The sequence below is a fragment of the Nocardioides sp. HB32 genome (assembly GCF_054058995.1).
In genome coordinates, this window is record NZ_JBSSBS010000001.1 from 131,632 (window position 1) to 149,491 (window position 17,860).

Genomic DNA, 17,860 nt, shown 5'->3' on the forward strand with positions numbered 1-17,860 from the left:
CAGACGCGTCACGGCACATCATCGGGGCAGATCCTGATGTCCGGTCCCCCTGAGAAGCGGCGCACCCGGCGCGGCGCCAGACGAACGCGGGTTCGACGGTTACCGGACCGTCCCGTCAGTGGACCGCTCGAGTGGTGTGATCGCCACTCATTCGTTTCCAGCGACCAACAGGTACCCACCGTCATCGGGCTCGAACGTGGTGGTCTCTACCGTGAGTCCGACGCTCTGCAACTGTGCCGTGAGTTCCTCGTAGCGGAACGGCCAGAAGGACAACCGCTCGGAGCAGGTGCGGAGGGACCCGTCCGGCTCCACCTGCGCAACGGCGATCTCCCAATGGTGCTCCTGCTCCCAGTCGTGCGCGATCTGGGTGTAGTAGATGACGACCGCGTCCCGACCGTTGCGGCGAACCAGTCGATCGCGGACGTCCATCCGCGAGCCTCGAGCGCGCACGGCCTCCCACTTGCGAGAGGTGAGTACGAGGCGCCCACCCGGACGCAATAGTCGTGCCATCGCGGCCAGCGCGGCCTGCCGCCCGGCCGCGCCCTCAGCGTGACCGAGCGAGTTGCCCACACAGAACACCACGTCGAAGCTCGCGGCATCGAGATGGTCGGACAGCTCCTCCCAAGTGACCTGGTGCGCTTGGATCGAGACGCCATGCTCGGCAGCGAGTTCCTCCGTCCGGCGGACCATTCCGAGGCTCGCATCCGTTGCCACGACGTCCAAGCCGAAACCGGCCAGGCCAACTGCGAGCTGGCCGGTGCCGCAGGCGCAGTCGAGGACACGCGCCCCAGGCGGCAGAGACGTCACGAGGCCATCGAACCTCGCGGCCGCGCCGGCCGGCGTCACCAGGTCGTCCCGGATCAACCACTCATACGCCTCGGACAGCGCCCCATAGCCCGCCACCGGGATCACCTCCGTCAACTCGCGGCTCCGTCGCTTGCGTGCGACACAGTGGAACACGGGGCGGAATGGCCGCGCCTCCCATTAGTGGTCAACATTCCGGCGCTGGGAGGCCCCATGCGAGGGCCTGATCGAAGCGCTCCCGAGCGAGGTCGTTGAACGAGTTGACGGCTCAGAGCATCAGCGAGCGACGCCGTTCGGTCTCCTCTACGTTCGGGCGGCTGCGACTTGCTCCCCATCCGTAGGCAGCGCGCGCACAACTGTCGCGATCAGCGCATCGGCGAAGGTGCGACTTACCGCCACGAGTGCGCCACCTCAGCCTGGTCCGACGCGGACCGCGTCAGCTGATGGGACGGTAACCCGAGCACATCACCCGCAAGAAGCTGATCCTGTCGCCGTCGGCGCGGTAGTAGGCCTGCTGCTCGACGGCATGTGGCCCGTCCGGCGTGGTGATCCGGAGCCGGTAGGAGACGTGCATGGTGTCGGCGACGTCATCACCGTCGACGGCTTGTTCCAACTCGTCGATGTGGTCATCCGATCCGAACCACACGCCGAGCACCTCGACGAGCTCATCTGACGAGTCGCCCTCCCAGAACTTGCGTGGCGTCAGCGCCTTGAAGTCGAGATCGTCGGCGATGACGGCCCGCACCGCAGCCTCGTCCTTGGCAGCGAGCGCGGTGGCGAACCGCACGCCCAGAGTGGTCATGGCGTCAGCATGCTCCCGGTTCGACGCGATCGGGAAGGCCCCAGCCACGCCGGCTGCGTACGCCGACGCGTCCAGCGACGAGCCCACGAACTGCGCTTGATCAGACGTGCCTGCTGGTCCGTTGGGAACCAGTCGCAGTCCTCCTGGCCGAAGGCGCGGGTGCGGGGCTTGAGGCGATCATGGTCCATGGTGGGCTGGGTCGTGGCCCGGGATCACTACCCAGGCGGCAGACGCGGCTGACGCGCGTCACCCGTCCACGTTCTCGACGAACTCAGCGGTCTTGGCCATGTGCACCAGCTCGGCGGCGTGGGTGGTGCGACCGGGGACCACATTGACCGCGACCATGACCCGCTGGCCGTCGACCTCGACGATCCAGAAGCGGAGGACTCGGCCCGGACCAGCGGAGTACCAAGGGTTCTCGGCCTGATGGACGGCGAGGACGGTGAACTTCCCGGACTCGCACCGGCTGAGGTTGCGTGGCACCCGCATCTCGACGTACAGGCCGCGGTGACCCCCGACCGTGATCGGTCTGGGGGCCGTGGCCCGGTCGGGGAACTGGCCGGTCAGGGCCTCGGCCAGGTCACGGACCGTCGGTCCGGGCTTGATGGCCTGTCCGGCTCCGCACGGGTCGGTGTCGACGAGGTCCACGTCGCCGAAGAACATCAGGTCGCCGTACGCGGTCCCGTCCAGACCGTTCTCGATGACCCAGCCACCAGGAGTGATGAACCCGTCGGGCACCCGCACCAGCGCGTCGACAGGGTACGTCCGCTCCCAGCTGATCAGCGGCACACGGTGCCGACCCGGGTCGATCGGTCCGTCGTACTCCCTGAGTGAGAACGGCCCGGAGGTCGTTGCCTCGGTGGCGGTCGGCTCCGAGACAGCCGACTCGGCGGCCGACGGACTGTTGGCATTCTTGTCGGCGGCTTGGGGCGAGTCGTCGCTGCATCCGGTGAGCTGGAGCGACAGCGCCGCCACCAGGAGGAGCAGCCCTCGGGCTGGGTATCGGGTCATGGCGGTCTCCTGTCGACGTCGTGCCTCTGCTGCAACGAGGTCCGAAAGGCTCCGCAGGTTCCCGATGAGACCCGTCGAGCTCGACCTGCCCCGGCTGCCGGCTGTCGTCCGGTCGACGCCGATAGCGTCGACGCCCGACTTCTTGCGCATGCCGCCCGAAACCAGCGGCTCGGGAACCTCGAGGTCTGCTGGCGGATCGTCCCATCGACAATCTCGGACGCGATCGGTGACGCTGGGCAAGCGGGAGGAGGTGACCGATGCCGACGGCAATGGACCTCGACGAGCTGTATCACGCGTCGTACCGCCGCCTGGTCGTCCAGATCTACGCGATCTGCGGCGACCTGGCCGCGGCGGAGGACGCCGTTCAGGACGCCTTCGTGACCGCCTTGCGCAAGGAGTCCCAGTTCGCCCGGGTCAGCAACCCTGAGGCATGGGTGCGCACCGTGGCGCTCAACGGCGTACGACACGGGTGGCGGCACGCCTCTGTGGTGCGTCGCTACCAGGCCAAGGTGCCCGGTCCGCAGGGATCGGTGGACGTCGGCCCGGAGCACGTCGCGATCGTGGCCGCTTTGGAGGAGCTCGACGCCGGGCAGCGCGAGGCGGTGGTCCTGCACTACCTCGCCGACCTCGCTGTTGCCGACGTCGCCGCCCAGCTCGGGGTCCCGGAGGGCACGGTGAAGTCGCGGCTGGCTCGGGCACGGGACCGACTCGCCGACCTGCTGGACGACACCGGGGACGACAAAGAGGAGCTGCGCCATGTCTGAGCTGGACGTGCTCCGTCGCATCGGCGACCAGATCGTTCCTCCTCCCCTCGAGGCGTTGCGCGAGACGGCGCGTCGGCGAGACCGGCGCGCCAGGGTGGCCACGAGCCTTGCCGTCGCCGCGATCGTGGTGGCGACAGCTGCCACGACCGCGTACCTCGGGCGGGACTCCGATCGCCGGATCGAGCCGGCGCCGGCTCCGACTGTGCGACTCCTGACCTATGCCGACGCAAGCACCATCCACTTCGGCGAGCGCACGGTCGAGGCCGACGCGCCCGTCGTGGAGCTGGACGTCACCGACGATGGCGTTGGATTCCGTACCGACGACGGTCGGATCTGGTTCACCGACGGGTCCACCACCGACCAGCTCGGGGCGCTCGGCGAGACCGGTCCCGGATACGGCGACACCTGGCCGCTGACGAGCCGCCCGGGCTGGCTGCTCTCGCCCAATGCCGGCTCTCGTCTGGTGTGGTTCGAGTTCCCGGCGCCCGGCGAGCCCGAGGTCGTCGTCTACGACACCGACACCGGGCAGGAGGTCGCCCGCGACACCGTGGCGCTGCAGCCGGGTCACACCGCCGTGCCCGCGCTGCTCTCGGACAGGTTCGTCTACCTGATCAAGGACCCGAATCCCGAGGAGATGCCCGAAGACCAGGCCTTGGTGCGCTACGACCCGGCAACGGGCGAGCAGACACGCATCACCGAGCAGGACCTGATCAGGGACCTCGACGCCGACGCCGCGGTGCGCTCGATCCGGTTGAAGGGTGACGGCAGGTGGGACTCGTCGGACGCGTTCCACTACTCCGACGGGATGGGCCAGCAGATGGCCTTGAACCTGAGGAACGGCGTCGCGGGCGTGGACGGGGTCGCGCCGGTTGGATCGGGCGACATGCGCGCCGAGGACGTCAGCGGGCGGACCTTCGCGTTCGAACCGCCCCAGGACTATCCCGACAAGACCGGCGTCGCCTGGCTCGTCCAGTGGCTCGACGACCAGACGGTCGTGGTGCTCAGTCCTCTGCCGCAGAGGACCGACCTGATCGTCTGCCACCTCGAGACCAAGACGTGCGGGGTCGGGGCGTCCGCACCGACCGGGATCGTCGCACCCGACTTCGGGAAGAGCGAGTCCATCGGCTGACCCACGTCGCTGGCGCCAGGGAACGAGCGTCGAGCCTCAGGGCTCGTGTGTAGGGAAGGACCCGAGCGGGACACGCATCACACAGGAGGAAGGACTCATGATCCCCAGGTCGAGCAGGATCCTCGTCGGGTTGGGTCTTGCGGTCCTGCTGGTCGCCTGCTCGACTGCGCCGCACCCGACCTCCTCGCCTCCGATCCACCGTCAGGTGCTGGCTACCGACGAGCCCCACCGCGACCACCATCCACACCACGTGGTGTCCCTCGCGTTCGCCGGCGACATCCACTTCCAGATCCAGGTGGCCGCCCTCCTGGACGACCCCCGCGGATTCGGCCCGATCAGCCGGGCCCTGGCCGACGCCGACCTGACCATGGTCAACCTGGAGAGTGCGATCACCGAGCGCGACAGCTGGGACCCCAAGTCCCTCGAGAGACCACGGGACCGCTACTGGTTCCGTGCCCCGCCCAGGGCGCTCGACGTCCTCGCCGACGCCGGCGTCGACGTGGTGACGGTGGCCAACAACCACGGCGCCGACCTCGGTGCGGCCGGGTTGCACGACACCCTGCTGGCGGCCAGGCACGCTCCGCTGGCGGTCGTCGGCGTGGGCGAGGACCGCGCGCACGCCTTCACGCCGTACCGGGTCCGGGTGCGCGGGACCGACCTTGCCTTCCTGGCCGCGGACACGACACCGCTCGAGAGCACCAGCCCCATCTGGACCGCCGGACGCCGTACGCCGGGGTTGGCCGCCGCGCGCGGCCCCCGACCGCGAGTGCTTCTCCGCGCCGTGCGCCGGGCGGACCGCGACGCCGACGTGGTGGTGGTCTACCTGCACTGGGGCCGGGACATGCAGACCTGCCCCACCCTGAGGCAGCGCACGACCGCCCACGCCCTCGCCGCGGCCGGGGCGGACGTCCTCGTCGGCAGCCACGCCCACGTTCAGCTCGGCTCCGGGTGGCAGGGAGACACGTACGTCAACTACGGCCTCGGGAACTTCGTCTGGTACCACAACCATCCCTCGGACTCGGGGGTTCTGCAGCTGAGACTGGAGGACGGCAAGGTCGTCTCCGACCAGTGGACGCCCGCACGCATCGGACCCTTGGGTGGAGCTCCGCTGCCCCTTTCGGGCACATCGCGGCAGCGGGCGGTCACCGACTGGCAGGTGCGACGCGGATGCGCGGGACTCGCCTCGGGACCGACGCAGCCCGGCCCGGCGACGTATCACGCGTCGGTCGACCCGATCACGCCGGTTCTCCGTCAGCGGATGCGCACCAGTCATCACCCGGGCTGCCCCGTGCCGTGGCGAGCAATGCGCTACCTGAAACTGAGTTACGTCGGCTTCGATGGCCGACCCCACACCGGCGAGATGGTCGTCGCGGCGCCCTATGCCCACGACGTCGTCGGCGTCTTCCGAAAGCTGTACGACGCCCGTTGGCCCATCCGGCGGATCCGACTGGTCGATGCCTACGGAGGAGACGACGACCGCTCCATGGCGGCCGACAACACCTCCGCGGCCAACTGCCGCAAGGTCGAGGGAAGTGGCAGGTGGTCCGACCACGCCTTCGGCGCCGCGATCGACCTCAACCCGGTGCAGAACCCCTTCTTGACCGGATCCAGGATCGCCCCGCCCGGCTCACGGCGCTTCGCAACCCTGGACCGGTCCGCAGGGGCACGCGTTCCCGACGGGGTGATCAGGTCCGATGACGTGGTGGTCCGGGCCTTCGCGGCGATCGGCTGGGAGTGGGGCGGATCCTGGACCGAGCCCGACTTCCAGCACTTCTCGGCGACCACCCGTCGAGCCGCGGACAACCGGGCTAGGGGCCAATGACCCGGGCTCGTCAACGTTCGGAGACGGCAGCCTGGAATCCGACGACAGGCACGGTCGACGTACAGCCATGGGCGTCTTCAACAACACGGATGCCTTCACCGCCAAGGTGACCCATTCCGCCGCCTGTCGGCGTAGGCCGAGCTGCCGGATCTTGCAGCCGATGTGAGGATCGTGCGAGCGTGGAGCCTTGGCATCGTTCGAGTGATCGGCCTGACCGACGCCACCCGCAAGATCGTCCTGCCCGCAATAGAGGCTGGCAAGAACGCGCTTCGCGCCGGTCGAGCTGCCGGACTCCCGCGTCGTACGCCTCAACCGGATGTACCCGAAGTCGATCGTGAAAGCGCCGGTTTGGACGATCCTCGTGCCGCGGCCGCAACCGCCGTCGTCGTCGGAGGCAAGCCGATCGTCGGGATCGTCCTGCTCGAGTGGGCGCGTCAGGTCATCGACAGCTTCATCGACCCGCCGACGGGCGGCTGACGGTGCAGGTGCCGGTGTCACTCGCCGTGTTGCCCGCCTCGTCGGTGGCAGTCGCCTCCACGGTGTAGATGCGCTCGGCGCCTCGGTGCCCGAGCTCGGCGCGGGCCAGCACGTGACCGCCGACCACGATCACGTCGAGGAACCCACCGTCGCTCGAGCTGGCGTCCACGTCGAGGTCGGCGAGGCCCGAGAGGGCGTCCGTGGCCCGGACGTCGGCAATCTCCACGTAGCGGTGGTTGGGCGGCCAGAGGCGGCACCCGGCAGCAGGCAGCCCGTCCAGCGCCGGCGGCGTCCGGTCGATCCGGATCCGCACGGTCCGGTCGGCCTCGGCGTTCCCGAGGAGATCCACCGCGTGGAACGTCACGTCGTGCACGCCCTCGTCGGTGAGGGTGGTCGTGGTCGCCCCGCCGGGGCGGATGAACGACGTGTCGTCGTGGCGGGCCCGGATCTCCTTCACGCCGACGAGGTCGTCGGTGGCGGTGAGCCCGACGGTCACGTCGCTCCGGTGCCACCCCGCCGCGTTCGGCCCGGGGTCGACGGAGACCACGGTGGTCGGTGGCGTCGTGTCGTCGGGTGGCGGGTACGGCGGCCGCGGCACCTGACCGATGCCGGTGAAGTCGACGGTCACCAGGTCGTGGCCGGGCAGCGCCGCCAGCGGGCCCAGGTCCTTCCGCTCCTGGCCGGTCGCGTCGAACCAGTAGGGCCGGGTCTCGGCCGTCAGGGCCTGGTCGTGGGGCAGCGCGAAGTGCAGCCGCGCCGGGCGGCCCTCGAGCGGGCGCCCGTGCAGGTAGAGGACCAGCGCGTGCTCCATGTTGTGGAGCATGTTCTTGCCGAAGAACGACTTGCGCAGGTCGTTGTCGGCCTCGTTCCGCGACACCCGGGCGAAGGTCTCGCGGACGGGTGACGTGTGGTCGACGTACACGTCGAGGAAGGTCTGCGCGCTCCGGGCGAGGCGATCGGTGTTCGTGAACCCGTCGGTCAGGTCGAGCGCCGCCAGCAGCTGGTCGGCCTCGTCGTGCGACCACCACTGGCTGTCCGGCTCGACGTTGCCTGCCTGGAAGCTGCGGAGCCGCTCGTTCCACCGGCCGGCCCCGTCGTCCCACGCGCGGTCCAGCATCCGGCTGCGGTCGGCGGCCAGGCCCGACCAGGGTCGGTCCGCGAACAGCTGGTTCGCGAGGTGGATCATCGCGTAGCTCTGGATGTTGTGCCCGAAGTCCGTCTCGGGGGCGTTGAACGTGCCGAAGCGACCGGTCCGGCCCCAGAACATCCAGCGGTTCGCGGCCGCCGCCGCGCTGTTCTTGTGCCGGTCGATCAGCGCCTGCGTGACGACGCGCAGATCCGCGCGGAACTGGTCGTTGCGAGCCGGGTCGCTGAGGATCCCGATGGACGGGAGCAGGAACGCGGTCCCCGGGACGAGGTAGTTCGTGATGTCGCCGCCGTTGCCCGCGCCCATCCCGCCGGTGTCGACCTCGGTGGTGAGGTCGTAGGTCAGCGAGTCCTTGATGCGCTGCCCGGCCGCGTCGTAGTACGGCCCGAACACCAGGTCGCGGACCGCGAGCAGCTTGGCCTCGGCAGCGGGGTCGTGGGTGACGGCGAAGTACATCGCGTAGCCGAGGCCCACCGACGCCGCGTCGAAGACGTCCTTGTTCGCCAGCGGGTCGACCGGGCGGCCTGCGGCGTCCAGCTCGCCGAAGTAGCCGCCGTGCACGTGGTCCTCGGCGTGCGCCTCGATCCAGGCGATCCCTGCGCGTGCGTAGGTCAGGAACCGCTCCTGACCGGTCAGCAGGAACGCGAGGGAGTAGCCGAACACCCCGCGACCCAGGGTCGACGTCCCGCGATCCGGCTGGTCCGGGAGCAGTTCGCCGTCGGGCCCGCGGAACGACGGGAAGTTGCCGAGCGGCTCGCCCAGCGCGTCGGGAACCAGCCAGTACGGCATCAGGTCGTCCCGGTGGTGCTGCAGCCAGGTGTCGCCTGCGAGCACCGGGGGGACCTCGGGGTCGACGGCAGCCGCGGCGGCGGGGGCGCGGCCCAGCAGGCCGACCGCGAGGACGGCCGAGCCGACGAGAGCGGTGAGCCGGGTGGCTCGCCGAGGAGAGATGGGGAGCATGGCGGCACCTCGATCCGATCCCGAGTGGACCTCGTTCCAGAGCAGCACTGGTGCGCCCCGATATCCATGGCACGAAGGGGTGGTTCGCGTCGTCGCGCAGCGGCGCTCCCGCTTGGGTGCCGCAGGTGATCGACGTCGTCATCTGCCCCGTGCTGGATCCGAAGAACGCGTGACCCCGATTCGCCTGGCGGGGGTCGCAGCTTGTTGCATCCTTCGAGTGCGATGGGTTACGACGACGAAACGAGCCGCAAGAACCCTCGGCTCTCAGCACTGCCCCGACGCTCTGAGGGGCGGCATCGGCAAACTTCCGGATCTGCCGCGATTGATGCCCGCCCGGATCAACCTCGTCCGCTCCCAGCACCTGCGGACCGGACGCCAGCCAACGCCACCGAACGCGCATCGGGCATAACGGGAGCGGTCATGGCATCCGCGTCGAGGCATGGGCGACCCCTCGCACCCACCAGTGCCGGTCTTTCCTGCAGGCGGCCGGGCGCCTGCCCTGATCAGGCGGCCACACCAGCCCCGGTGCTGCACTGGGTGCCGGCGGGTCGGAACCTCCGCGGAGCTGGGTGACCGTCGTCGCGCTCAATCTCCTGGGCACGCCAGCATCCAAGACCACTGTGCGGTAGCGGATGCGAAGCGGGCAGCCGGAACGGAAGCCTCATGGTGTACGGCCGCAGGCGGATCCACCACCGAAGGAGTCGTCGCATGCGTGACCAACTAGGAGATGACCCTCGGGTTCGAGCCGCCCGGATTGACTTGCCGCAGCTGGCCTGATGGCGCTTCGCGCCGGGCTCCGGCGGTCCTGCGACGTGTGAGTTTCGCCCCCCACCACCTTCCCCCAAGGAGTGACTCGTTTGAAGCGCGCCCCCGTCTCGATGCTGACCGGCCTTGCTGCTGCAGCCGCCGTGCTGTCCACCACCGTCGCCGCCCCGTCCGCCAACGCCGTGACCGGGCACTCGCGCACCGCCGCGAGCACGTCCGCCGCCGCGAACGCCGGCGCGGCCGGCAAGGTCGCGGCGAAGAAGATCATCGGCATGTCCGCGCCCGCGGACTTGTGGGGCAAGCGGACCCATGAGGTCGGCGCCTGCGGCATCTCGGCCCGTCGCATCTTCGCCTCGCTGCGGCCTGACGGCCGGGCGCAGGCCAGCGTCATCGGCCAGGCGGTCGCGGTCCACCAGATGCCGGTGGTCTCCTACAAGGTCCCCAGCGTCGACATGCTCATCCACGGCGGCTACGACTCCTGGCTCCGGGCCACCCACCGCTACCTCGCGCACTTCGGCGTACCGGTGACCGCGACGTTCTGGCACGAGCCCTACGGCAATATGGCGCCGGCCAAGTTCCGCGCCGGATCACGGAAGCTCCTCGACATCTTCAAGACCGGCAAGACGCCCAAGGTGAAGGTCGGCCCGATCCTCAACGGGTGGCTGCTGGACAACAAGGTCCCCGCCTTCGCCAGCTTCACCAGCAGGTCGCTGCTCCGCCGTTGGGACTTCGTCGCCGTCGACTCCTATCAGTCGGGCACCTTCAGCGCACCCGGCGACCTGCTCCCCGCGCGCGCCGTCCCGTTGCTCGCCCGGTGGATGCAACGCCGGGGCTTCGGCCACAAGCCGATCGGTCTCGGAGAGTACAACGGCTTCACCGCGGCTGCGATCAAGGTCGCCGGGGAGGCGATCCTGTCCACACCCGAGGCATGGTTCGGGCTCGCTTGGAACAGTTCCAGCGGTACGAAGTACGCCCCGCTGGCAGGGAAGCGCATCACCAAGTTCAAGAAGACCAAGGCCGACGCCCGCGCCGTGCACCGCAGCGGCTGTTGATCCGGCAGGTGCGGCGGTGCGGTTCCGTCAAAAGGCTCGCTCCGTCATCTGAGCAACTGCCGCCCAAGCTCCTCACCTGGACATACGGGGGGTCCCCGGCGGCGCGCGGCGAGTCAGATGCAGACGTAGGTGGCACCGGGCTCGCGCATCGTGGGCATCGGGGTGCCTGACGGCGTTGGTGTCGCCTACTGAAATGCTCGCATCTGCCGCATTCCGCGCGGTTCGCGGCGTTGGGGTTCGTCAGGCAGGACCGCGCGGATCGGCCGTTCTGTGGTGGAGCTTCGTCGGGCCGGTCGGCCTAGGTCTGTCGGTGGAATCTGGTGTGGTGTTTGGGGCAGAGGAGCCGGCCGTGTTGCACGTCGGTGGGTCCGCCGCGGCTCCACGGGATGTCGTGATGGACGTGGCACATCGCCGGGGGCCAGTCGCAGCCGGGTTCGGTGCAGTGCTGGTCCCGGATCGCGATCGCGGTCCGCTGGGCCTTGGTGTGGAACCGGCGGGTGCGGCCGAGGTCGAGGACCTCGGAGTTGCCGCCGAGCACGGCGGGGATGATCCCGGCCTCGCAGGCCAGCCGGCGGGCCGTCGAAGCTGAGATCCGCTCCCCAGTGTCCAGCAGCGCGGCCTGCTCGAGCTTCCCGAGCAGGCTGTCCAAGGTCATGGTCACCACGACGGTCGCGGCGACTCCGCCGGTCTGCGGGAGCTGGTCGGCCGGGTAGCGCTCGAGGAGCTCGCAGAACGCCCGCCCCAGCCGTTCCCGACCGGGCCGGGGCACCACACCGGCGCCGGGGGCGGCGGGGCCGTCGGTGGCGATGCGGTGCTTGGGGGCGGCGATCGCGAGCAGCATCTTCTTCAGCGCGACACCGTGCAAGGTCGGCACCGTGAACCTGCCGTGGCACTTGCCGTGGCCGTCGTCGACCATGACCAGCTTGGTGGCCAGCAGCGCGTCGCGTTCCTCGCGGGCGAGCTGCCGCGCCTCGTACTCATCGGCCAGGTCGGGGGCGACCACGTCCATCAGCCGCTTGCCGAGGATCCGCAGGGTCGGGGCGGTGTGCTCGCGGCCGGCGGCGACCAGGTGCCGCTCCGCGTTCTCCACCAAGGCCGTGTCGAGGTCGCCGGGCAGCTGGGCGAGTGCGGTGACGATGACCTTGGCCTGCTCGACGACCAGGTCACCGGCGGCGAGCGCGTCCCGGACCTGGCCGCGGGTGACCAGGGCCTGGCCGAGCTTCACCTGGCCGAGCACCGCGGGCTTGGTCTGCCGGGTCCGGTGCGCCCACGCGTCCACGGTCTCGTCGTCGGCGTGCTCGGCGACCCGGGCCTCGAGCTCGGCGACCTTCGCCTTGAGCTTGCTGATCTCCACGAGCGTCGCGGTGGTCTCGGCGGGCTCCATGGACCACACCGAGGCGTCCGCGACCGCATCGATCTCGGTGTGGGCGTGGGCGACGGCCACCGAGACTCGGTGTCGAGGTGTGGCCATCGCTGTCATGGCTCTACTCAAGCACCGGCCACCGACACTGAGAGGCCCAGAACCCCTTGTTCCACAGGGGTCTGGGTAACGAACAGGTCACGATTCCAAGCGCGTTTCCACAGGCGCGCGCGGCACCCGCGACCCGCAAGCCGGGAGCCGGCGACGACCACCCACCCACCCACCGTTGCCGTAGCTGCCTTTCGGTCGGAATCACCCACGGCCAGAAAGCCACGGACACAGGAGGGCCGCTCGGGCAGGTTGAGCACGTCACGCGGGCCAGAGCATGAACGCTGGCATGCCACGGCCCGACCGCTACCAGCCGGTTACCGAGGGGCTTCATCAGCCGCTGTCGTGCTTCACTCCACATCGCAGCCCCAACCGTCAGGGCACTGCCGCCTCGGCTGCGAACCCGCCCGGTGAAATGCTGGCCCGTTCGGCGGACGTGCGACCGATGTGGCCCACGCACGCCGTGGCTGAGGTTGGAAGTCGAACGCCAGGCGCAGGGTGAGACGCCCACCCTCTGCTTGGTCGCTTCGCCAGCAACCCCGCTCACTCCGGAACGTCCGCCTCGCCCTCCCCAGGGTCGTGCGACGTTGTGACGTGCCCCGCTTCCCCTGACTCCTCTCGCCGTCTCCGTCGGACGTGCCCGACCACCAGCGCCGTGACCACCAGTACGGCGATGACGACGGCGGTCCCCTCGCCGATGGCCGAGGCGACCTTCTCGTAGGAGGCGCCGGCGAAGTAGCCGACCAGGCACATGGCGACGCCCCACGTGACGCCCCCGAGGGCGTTCCAGAGCAGAAAGGTCCGGTAGCGCATCTGACTGAGGCCGGCGATCCCTGGCATGACGGCTCGGAAGAAGGCGGTCCATCTGCCGAGGAAGATCGCCGGTCCTCCGCGCCGGCGGAGCATCTCCTGAGCCTTCGCGAGCCGCGGCTGGTGCTTGCGCAGGACGCCGAACTGCAACACCCGTGGTCCGAGATGCTTGCCGACCTCGTAGCCGACGGTGTCGCCGAGGATCGCGCTGACCACGACGACCACGATCAAGGTGACGATGTCGAGGTGGCCCTGGCTCGCCATGAAGCCACCGAGCAGCACGGCGGTCTCGCCAGGAAGGACGAACCCGACGAAGACGGCGGCCTCGGCGAAGACGAGCAGGGCGATGATGGCGTAGGCGAGCGCGGCGGGAACGGATCGGATCGCATCCAGCGCGCCCTGCAGCATGCGCAATCTGTACCCCGGTGAACCTGTGAGGAACCTGCGCCCAGCGGTCCATGACGGCATCCGGCAGTCGGCGCGGGCGCGAACGGACTCCGGGGGATCCCCGCGGTCGCACCGCCGAGAGGCCGCCGCACTTCATCTCGCCTTCATGGGCCTTCCCTACGGTCGCGAGCATGACCGGAGCACGTGAAGGAGAGCCCGTCGTATCGGCTCAGGGCCTGACGAAGACGTACGGCGCGCTGAGCGCGGTCGACCACGTCGACCTGGAGGTGGGCGCGGGCGACGTCTACGGCCTCCTCGGTCCCAACGGGGCTGGCAAGACGACATTCATGCGGATGCTGTTCGGCCTGATCCGTCCCGACAGCGGGGAGATCTCGGTCTCCGGAGTCCCGGTGCAGCCCGAGCCCCGGCGCGCGCTCGCCGAGGTGGCTGGGTTCGTCGAGGCGCCGCGCTTCTACCCCTACCTGTCGGGTCGCAAGAACCTCGAGCTGCTCGGTCGCCTCGACGGCGGTCTGCGGCCCCAACGGATCAACGAGGTCCTGGAGGTCGTGGACCTGTTCGACCGACGCGACAGCCGGGTCCGCGAGTACTCCTACGGGATGGTGCAGCGACTCGGGGTGGCCGCAGCGCTGATGCGGGACCCGCGCCTGCTCGTGCTCGACGAGCCGACCAACGGGCTGGACCCGGCGGGGATCCGCGACATGCGGAACCTGATCCATCGGCTGGTCGACACCGGGCTGACCATCCTGCTCTCGAGCCACCACATGGTCGAGGTCGACGAGATCTGCACGCGCGTCGCCATCATGCGCAGGGGACGTCTCGCGTACGACGGGCCGATCACCGAGCTGCGTGCACAGGCCGGGCGGGCGACCCGGCACCTGGACACCACCGACAACCACGTCGCGGTGGAGGTGTGCCGTGGCTTCGCCGGCGTCGAGCACGTCCAGCTCGACGGGCCGCAGATCGTCTTCGACGCGGACGAGGCGACCGTCGAACGGCTCTCGCGCGAGCTCGTGCACGCCGGCCTCGGCATCCACCGACTGCACGCCCCCACCTCGGCACTGGAGACCCTGTTCTTCCGCCTGACCGAGGGCGGCACCGGCACGCCGACCGACGAGGAGGCGGCGGCATGACGACGACGAGCGCCGCGACCACCAGGACACCCATCACGACCGCCAGGACGACGGCCGGCGCCGGCACGGTGTTCGGCGTCGAGCTGCGCAAGCTGCTCGGCCAGACGAGGACCAGGGTCGTGGCGACCGTCCTGCTGGTGGCACCGTGGATCTTCATCCTGCTGGTGCTCCACCAGGACCGGCTCCCTCTCGAGACCCTGTACGGCCGGTACCTCAAGACCACCGGGTTCGCGACTCCGATGGTTGTCCTCGTGACCGCGACCCAGTGGCTGTTCCCCCTGATCGCCGCGTTCATCTCCGGCGACATCTTCTCCTCCGAGGACAACTACGGGACCTACAAGACGATCTTGACCCGCTCGGTCAGCAGACGAGCAGTGTTCTGGGGGAAGGTGACCGCAGCTCTCGTCGCGACCGTCGGCCTCGTGATCGCCATCGGCGCGAGCGCGCTGATCGCCGGGCTCGTGGCGGTCGGCGACCAGCCGTTCATCACGGTCGGCAACCTCGAGGTCCCGTCCACCGCCCACGCGATCGGAATGGTGGCCGAGAGCTGGCTGAGCGTGCTGCCGCCCCTGATCGGGTTCGCCTCGATCGCCATGTGCGTGTCCGTGCTGACCCGCAACAGCGTGCTCGGCGTCGTCGTACCGGTCGTGATCGGCCTGGTCTTCCAGATGTACATGTTCCTCAACGCGTGGGACACGGTGCGGCACGCCTTGCTCAACTGGCCCATGAACGCGTGGCGCGGCCTGCTCGACGATCCGTCGTACGCCGAGCCGTTCCTGCGGGGCCTCGTGGTCTCAGCGACCTACACGGCGGTCGCGCTGACGATCGCCTACGTCGTGTTCCACCGCCGAGACATCCAGGAGGGCTGATCCATGCGGCACCTGAGAAAGGTCCTTGCCACGACCGTCGCTCTCGGCGCGGTCGTCGTCGGCGCCAGCGCCTGCACGCCGGACACCACTCGCGGACGCGTCGAGAACGACGTGCCAGTGACGTTCGCGCACGCCTACGCCCTCAGCGAGCAGCTCCAGGGGCACCGTCCGGTGACCCCGGACGTCACGAGCACCGAGTGCCACAGCTCGGTCAACACCAAGCAGGACTCGCAACCGGGCTCGTGGGGCTGCGACCTCTCCTACACCGTCGACGGGAAGAAGAAGGACGTCTCACTCCTCGTCCTCATCGACCAGCTCGGCTGCTACCAGGCGTCGAACACCGACAACCGCAACGCCATGATCACCGACGCCTCCACAGGGGCGCAGCTCCCGGACCCGAAGGTCGGCTTCGACGGGTGCTTCGACGTCTACGACAACCGCACGAACACCAGCAACCGGTAGCGCCAGCACGTCAGGACCGCAAGGCGGGGAGCACGGTCGACGGTGAACGCCGCCTCCGCCTCGTTGCAGCCCTCCAGACCTGCGGGACCTCGGCTCAGCATGACCAGCCGGTCGATGTCGCGTCTTGCCTGCCCCCACTGACCAGCGCAGACATGAGGAGAGGTCTAGATGGGAGTGCGCGTCGGCGCCCCCTGGAAGGCCTGCAGGATGGCGTTGTACGCCGGCTTGGGTTGCAGGTTCTCGTCGAAGGGCAGTGGCCGGCGCGCGGCGCCGTCCTTGCGCGGGTAGTCCTCCTGGAGCCAGGTGTAGCGGTCCGAGAGCCCGAAGTTCAGCACGACCTTCACCGCGGGCTCCTGGAGCGCAACGGACAGGTACCTCGTGTAGACGTCGGCGACGCCCGCGTCCCTGGACGCGACGTCAGCCTTGAGCCCGTCGTCCTGGACGTCCAGCTCGGTGATGAAGATGGACAGGCCGCGCGCCGCGATGTTGGCCAGGAAGGTCCGGTACGCGGTGGTATCGAAGCTGCGCGCGAACCCGTTGGCGTTGAGGTGCGCCTGGATGCCGACGGCATGCACGGGGACGTTCTTGCTCTTCAGGTAGTCGATCGCCGCCAGCATCGACGTCCGGCGGGAGGCGGCGTCCGAGCCGGTCTCGAAGCCGAAGTCGTTGATGAGGAGCAGCGCGTTGGGGTCTTGCTGGTGGGCCAGGTTGAAGGCCTCCTCGACGTAGGTCGGCCCGATGGTCTGGTACCAGGGGTTCACCGTCCAGAAGCCGTGCGCGTCCTTGCGCCGGCCGTCGGTCACCTCGTTGGCCACCACCCACGCCTTGACCTGGCCCCGGTAGTGGGCGACTTCCTGTTGGATCGTCGGGAACAGCAGATCGCGCGCCTCCTGCGTACTGAGGTTGTAGAGCGCGTCCTGCTCCCACCCGTCCCCGAGGCCCTCGTCCCACACCAGGTGGGCGGCCAGCACGGGTTGGGCGTTGCTCGTGGCGAACGAGACGATCTGGTCGCCGTAGGTGAAGTCGAGCGGCGAATCCTTGGTCGGCTTGAGCCGGTACCAGAGCAGGTCGTCCTCGGTCAGCAGGAAGCCGCTCTCACGGGCGTACAAGGCGGCATAGGCCGCGTCGGGCTGGACCTGCCAGGTCGCTGCCGACGACCCGTACCGGATGCCCTTGGCCAGCGCCGCCTGGTACAGCGAACCGCCGGGCGCCGCGGCGGCCGGCGCCATGCCCAGGAAAGTCGATGCGCTTCCGCCGAGCACGGCAACTGCCCCGATCCCGCTGCCGATGAGGAATGACCTTCGTGTCGATCCGACAGTTGCCATGGCCTGTCCCTTCCCGAGATGACCGCGCCAGCGGCGCGAGTACCGCGCCGGTCCCCGTTGACCGGCCGGCGACGAGAGAACCGCGACGGGCCTCATGCGCCCAAATCGATTTCTCGTAGGACTGGCATACACCCAGGAGGCCGGCGTCCGGAAGACCTGTGCGGAACCGCACTGAGCCAACGGCTCCGCGCTGCCATGTCACTTCCTGAACCGTGGCGAAACCCGCGCTCGTGTGCCATCCTGCGAACTGAAGCTGAAGTAGTCGGCTTCCGGACGAGACGCGCCGTACCCGAAGCAAAGACGACGCACCCGGGAGTACGGCATGGTCAAGCCCGCAGGTCACGACATCCCGCCGCACGGCGTGCCGGTGGCAACCCTGCCAGTGCACCTCGAGATGCGACTCCTCGGCCTGATACTCGACGCCCTGGAGTCGACGCTCTTCGAAGCAGGTGCCACACGAGTGTGGATCGACCGCAACCGGCCGCCGCTGACGGTGATGGCGGAGCTGCCCGAGAGCAATGCCGGGGGTCACGCGTCCGACCGCGTACCCCGTCGGGCTTCAACAAGCCGTGTCACATCGCCCCTGTAGAGCACTGGTATCGAGGAGTGCCGAGATCGTTGATGCTCGCTGCGTGAGTCGTGGCCCGCAGCGGTA

The 17,860-nt window shown here is 69.4% G+C and carries 17 protein-coding genes and 1 riboswitch; of the genes, 10 read left to right on the forward strand and 7 right to left on the reverse strand.

The genetic code is table 11. From position 1 onward, the window contains the following. Window positions 1-147 precede the first annotated feature (147 nt). From ACVW2K_RS00675 to ACVW2K_RS00685, 3 genes are all read right to left on the reverse strand, one after another. Window positions 148-912 (reverse strand): class I SAM-dependent methyltransferase, encoded by a 765-nt coding sequence (locus ACVW2K_RS00675; protein WP_457204033.1) that lies wholly within the window; start codon window positions 910-912, stop codon window positions 148-150. A 328-nt stretch (window positions 913-1,240) separates the two neighbouring features. Further along, on the reverse strand, window positions 1,241-1,693 hold the full coding sequence (locus tag ACVW2K_RS00680; RefSeq protein ID WP_457201168.1) for a hypothetical protein: 453 nt from the start codon (window positions 1,691-1,693) through the stop codon (window positions 1,241-1,243). 159 nt (window positions 1,694-1,852) lie between these two features. Next, on the reverse strand, window positions 1,853-2,617 hold the full coding sequence (locus ACVW2K_RS00685) for a hypothetical protein (RefSeq protein ID WP_457201169.1): 765 nt from the start codon (window positions 2,615-2,617) through the stop codon (window positions 1,853-1,855). A gap of 257 nt (window positions 2,618-2,874) precedes the next feature. On the opposite strand from ACVW2K_RS00685, the gene ACVW2K_RS00690 reads away from it, so the two are divergent. From ACVW2K_RS00690 to ACVW2K_RS00705, 4 genes are all read left to right on the forward strand, one after another. After that, on the forward strand, window positions 2,875-3,381 hold the full coding sequence (locus ACVW2K_RS00690) for an RNA polymerase sigma factor (RefSeq protein WP_036570137.1): 507 nt from the start codon (window positions 2,875-2,877) through the stop codon (window positions 3,379-3,381). After that, on the forward strand, window positions 3,374-4,510 hold the full coding sequence (locus ACVW2K_RS00695; RefSeq protein WP_457201170.1) for a hypothetical protein: 1,137 nt from the start codon (window positions 3,374-3,376) through the stop codon (window positions 4,508-4,510). Before ACVW2K_RS00690 ends, ACVW2K_RS00695 begins: the two co-directional genes overlap by 8 nt. Before the next feature lie 97 nt (window positions 4,511-4,607). Continuing rightward, window positions 4,608-6,332: a CapA family protein gene (locus tag ACVW2K_RS00700; protein WP_457201171.1), complete on the forward strand. Its 1,725-nt coding sequence runs from the start codon at window positions 4,608-4,610 to the stop codon at window positions 6,330-6,332. 201 nt (window positions 6,333-6,533) lie between these two features. Then, window positions 6,534-6,809, forward strand: a complete 276-nt coding sequence (locus tag ACVW2K_RS00705; protein WP_457201172.1) for a hypothetical protein — start codon at window positions 6,534-6,536, stop codon at window positions 6,807-6,809. Here the strand turns inward: ACVW2K_RS00705 and ACVW2K_RS00710 are convergent. Beyond that, window positions 6,784-8,916, reverse strand: a complete 2,133-nt coding sequence (locus ACVW2K_RS00710) for an OmpL47-type beta-barrel domain-containing protein (RefSeq protein WP_457201173.1) — start codon at window positions 8,914-8,916, stop codon at window positions 6,784-6,786. The genes ACVW2K_RS00705 and ACVW2K_RS00710 overlap by 26 nt on opposite strands. A gap of 50 nt (window positions 8,917-8,966) precedes the next feature. Between ACVW2K_RS00710 and ACVW2K_RS00715 the strand changes: the two genes are divergently transcribed. Further along, entirely contained in the window at window positions 8,967-9,089 is a 123-nt protein-coding gene (locus ACVW2K_RS00715) for a hypothetical protein (protein ID WP_269320326.1), read from the forward strand. 684 nt (window positions 9,090-9,773) lie between these two features. Beyond that, window positions 9,774-10,733 (forward strand): hypothetical protein, encoded by a 960-nt coding sequence (locus ACVW2K_RS00720; protein WP_457201174.1) that lies wholly within the window; start codon window positions 9,774-9,776, stop codon window positions 10,731-10,733. Between the two features lie 298 nt (window positions 10,734-11,031). Here ACVW2K_RS00720 and ACVW2K_RS00725 read toward each other — a convergent pair whose 3' ends face one another. After that, window positions 11,032-12,213, reverse strand: a complete 1,182-nt coding sequence (locus tag ACVW2K_RS00725) for a DUF222 domain-containing protein (RefSeq protein ID WP_457201175.1) — start codon at window positions 12,211-12,213, stop codon at window positions 11,032-11,034. 531 nt (window positions 12,214-12,744) lie between these two features. Next, a complete protein-coding gene (locus tag ACVW2K_RS00730; protein ID WP_051549496.1) occupies window positions 12,745-13,419 on the reverse strand; it encodes a DedA family protein in 675 nt (224 codons plus the stop codon). Window positions 13,420-13,589: 170 nt separating this feature from the next. Here ACVW2K_RS00730 and ACVW2K_RS00735 point away from each other — a divergent pair, with 170 nt between their 5' ends. The 3 genes from ACVW2K_RS00735 to ACVW2K_RS00745 are packed head-to-tail and all read left to right on the forward strand — an operon-like array spanning window position 13,590 to window position 15,880. Next, complete coding sequence (locus ACVW2K_RS00735) at window positions 13,590-14,549, forward strand: ABC transporter ATP-binding protein (RefSeq protein ID WP_028638916.1); 960 nt, start codon at window positions 13,590-13,592, stop codon at window positions 14,547-14,549. After that, window positions 14,546-15,418 carry an ABC transporter permease gene (locus tag ACVW2K_RS00740; protein WP_457201176.1) on the forward strand — a complete coding sequence of 291 codons (873 nt, stop codon included), beginning with the start codon at window positions 14,546-14,548 and terminating at the stop codon, window positions 15,416-15,418. Before ACVW2K_RS00735 ends, ACVW2K_RS00740 begins: the two co-directional genes overlap by 4 nt. A 3-nt stretch (window positions 15,419-15,421) precedes the next feature. Next, window positions 15,422-15,880, forward strand: a complete 459-nt coding sequence (locus ACVW2K_RS00745; RefSeq protein ID WP_457201177.1) for a hypothetical protein — start codon at window positions 15,422-15,424, stop codon at window positions 15,878-15,880. Window positions 15,881-16,044: 164 nt separating this feature from the next. Here ACVW2K_RS00745 and ACVW2K_RS00750 read toward each other — a convergent pair whose 3' ends face one another. Next, a complete protein-coding gene (locus tag ACVW2K_RS00750; protein WP_457201178.1) occupies window positions 16,045-17,109 on the reverse strand; it encodes an endo-1,4-beta-xylanase in 1,065 nt (354 codons plus the stop codon). Between the two features lie 343 nt (window positions 17,110-17,452). After that, a riboswitch (guanidine-III (ykkC-III) riboswitch) is annotated at window positions 17,453-17,515 on the forward strand. Between the two features lie 12 nt (window positions 17,516-17,527). Here ACVW2K_RS00750 and ACVW2K_RS00755 point away from each other — a divergent pair. Continuing rightward, complete coding sequence (locus tag ACVW2K_RS00755; protein ID WP_155992350.1) at window positions 17,528-17,794, forward strand: hypothetical protein; 267 nt, start codon at window positions 17,528-17,530, stop codon at window positions 17,792-17,794. The last annotated feature ends 66 nt before the right edge of the window (window positions 17,795-17,860 follow it).

Coding starts and splice junctions, on each gene's coding strand:
- ACVW2K_RS00685 (WP_457201169.1), bottom strand. CDS start 2,617: ATGACCCGATACCCAGCCCGAGGGCTGCTCCTCCTGGTGGCGGCGCTG.
- ACVW2K_RS00690 (WP_036570137.1), top strand. CDS start 2,875: ATGCCGACGGCAATGGACCTCGACGAGCTGTATCACGCGTCGTACCGC.
- ACVW2K_RS00695 (WP_457201170.1), top strand. CDS start 3,374: ATGTCTGAGCTGGACGTGCTCCGTCGCATCGGCGACCAGATCGTTCCT.
- ACVW2K_RS00700 (WP_457201171.1), top strand. CDS start 4,608: ATGATCCCCAGGTCGAGCAGGATCCTCGTCGGGTTGGGTCTTGCGGTC.
- ACVW2K_RS00710 (WP_457201173.1), bottom strand. CDS start 8,916: ATGCTCCCCATCTCTCCTCGGCGAGCCACCCGGCTCACCGCTCTCGTC.
- ACVW2K_RS00725 (WP_457201175.1), bottom strand. CDS start 12,213: ATGACAGCGATGGCCACACCTCGACACCGAGTCTCGGTGGCCGTCGCC.
- ACVW2K_RS00730 (WP_051549496.1), bottom strand. CDS start 13,419: ATGCTGCAGGGCGCGCTGGATGCGATCCGATCCGTTCCCGCCGCGCTC.
- ACVW2K_RS00735 (WP_028638916.1), top strand. CDS start 13,590: ATGACCGGAGCACGTGAAGGAGAGCCCGTCGTATCGGCTCAGGGCCTG.
- ACVW2K_RS00740 (WP_457201176.1), top strand. CDS start 14,546: ATGACGACGACGAGCGCCGCGACCACCAGGACACCCATCACGACCGCC.
- ACVW2K_RS00745 (WP_457201177.1), top strand. CDS start 15,422: ATGCGGCACCTGAGAAAGGTCCTTGCCACGACCGTCGCTCTCGGCGCG.
- ACVW2K_RS00750 (WP_457201178.1), bottom strand. CDS start 17,109: ATGGCGCCGGCCGCCGCGGCGCCCGGCGGTTCGCTGTACCAGGCGGCG.
- ACVW2K_RS00755 (WP_155992350.1), top strand. CDS start 17,528: ATGGTCAAGCCCGCAGGTCACGACATCCCGCCGCACGGCGTGCCGGTG.